Origin of the sequence: Halomonas sp. DQ26W (genome assembly GCF_003339685.1) — a bacterium.
GTDB lineage: Bacteria > Pseudomonadota > Gammaproteobacteria > Pseudomonadales > Halomonadaceae > Halomonas.
The window spans coordinates 1-1,970 of record NZ_QPKI01000060.1 but is presented as its reverse complement, the minus strand read 5'-3'; the positions used below and the strand labels follow the sequence as shown (position 1 = coordinate 1,970).

The 1,970-nt window shown below is 55.4% G+C and carries 2 rRNA genes; both read left to right on the top strand.

What is annotated here, in order from left to right:
- Positions 1-1,734, top strand: a 23S ribosomal RNA gene (locus tag DU490_RS16855); the annotation flags it as partial.
- Between the two features lie 100 nt (positions 1,735-1,834).
- Positions 1,835-1,950: ribosomal RNA gene (gene rrf / locus DU490_RS16850) — 5S ribosomal RNA — on the top strand.
- Positions 1,951-1,970: the final 20 nt, after the last annotated feature.

The window sequence follows — 1,970 nt, the reverse complement described above, 5'->3', positions numbered from 1 at the left end:
GCGGTAGAGGAGCGTCGTGTAAGCCGATGAAGGTGGATTGAGAAGTCTGCTGGAGGTATCACGAGTGCGAATGCTGACATGAGTAACGACAAGGGGAGTGAAAAACTCCCCCGCCGGAAGACCAAGGGTTTCTGTTCGACGCTAATCGGAGCAGAGTGAGTCGGCCCCTAAGGCGAGGCCGAAAGGCGTAGTCGATGGGAAACGGGTCAATATTCCCGTACCTCACATGGTTGCGATGGGGGGACGAAGAAGGCTAGGTGAGCCAGGCGTTGGTAGTCCTGGTGAAAGCTTGTAGGCCAGTGATTCAGGAAAATCCGGATCACTCTCTTCAATGAGAAGGCCGAGAAGCGAGACGAAGGCACCACGGTGCTGAAGTCATCGATGCCACGCTTCCAGGAAAAGCCTCTAAGCTTCAGATCATGTGGGACCGTACCCCAAACCGACACAGGTGGTCAGGTAGAGAATACCAAGGCGCTTGAGAGAACTCGGGTGAAGGAACTAGGCAAAATGGTGCCGTAACTTCGGGAGAAGGCACGCCGGCGTAGTGTGAAGGGCCTTGCGCCTGGAGCATGAACCGGTCGAAGATACCAGGTGGCTGCAACTGTTTATTAAAAACACAGCACTCTGCAAACGCGTAAGCGGACGTATAGGGTGTGACGCCTGCCCGGTGCCGGAAGGTTAATTGATGGTGTTAGCCCTCGGGCGAAGCTCTTGATCGAAGCCCCGGTAAACGGCGGCCGTAACTATAACGGTCCTAAGGTAGCGAAATTCCTTGTCGGGTAAGTTCCGACCTGCACGAATGGCGTAATGATGGCCACGCTGTCTCCACCCGAGACTCAGTGAAATTGAAATCGCAGTGAAGATGCTGTGTACCCGCGGCTAGACGGAAAGACCCCGTGAACCTTTACTATAGCTTCACACTGGACGCTGATGTTGCCTGTGTAGGATAGCTGGGAGGCTTTGAACCCTGGACGCCAGTTCAGGTGGAGCCAACCTTGAAATACCAGCCTGGCATCATTGGCGTTCTAACTCAGGTCCGTTATCCGGATCGAGGACAGTGTGTGGTGGGTAGTTTGACTGGGGCGGTCTCCTCCTAAAGAGTAACGGAGGAGCACGAAGGTACCCTCAGCACGGTCGGAAATCGTGCAGTGAGTGCAAGAGCATAAGGGTGCTTGACTGCGAGACAGACACGTCGAGCAGGTACGAAAGTAGGTTCTAGTGATCCGGTGGTTCTGTATGGAAGGGCCATCGCTCAACGGATAAAAGGTACTCCGGGGATAACAGGCTGATACCGCCCAAGAGTTCACATCGACGGCGGTGTTTGGCACCTCGATGTCGGCTCATCACATCCTGGGGCTGAAGTCGGTCCCAAGGGTATGGCTGTTCGCCATTTAAAGTGGTACGCGAGCTGGGTTTAGAACGTCGTGAGACAGTTCGGTCCCTATCTGCCGTGGGCGTTGGACGTTTGAGAAGAGCTGCTCCTAGTACGAGAGGACCGGAGTGGACGCACCTCTGGTGTTCCGGTTGTCACGCCAGTGGCATTGCCGGGTAGCTATGTGCGGACAGGATAACCGCTGAAAGCATCTAAGCGGGAAGCCCCCTTCAAGATGAGACGTCCCCGAGGCCTCGAGCCTCCTAAAGGGCCCAGCAAGACCAGCTGGTTGATAGGCCGGGTGTGGAAGCGCTGCAAGGCGTTGAGCTAACCGGTACTAATTGCCCGTGAGGCTTGACCATATAACCCCAAGGGGTCTGCGCATTACGCGCGCAATTGCGGATACGCCGTCGACAAATTCGACGCGAGACGATCACGTCAGCATGATTCCGACCAGTTTTGCCTGACGACCATAGCGTTTGGGAACCACCTGATCCCATGCCGAACTCAGCAGTGAAACCGATCAGCGCCGATGGTAGTGTGGGGTTTCCCCATGCGAGAGTAGGTCATCGTCAGGCACTTATTCCAAAAACCCCGA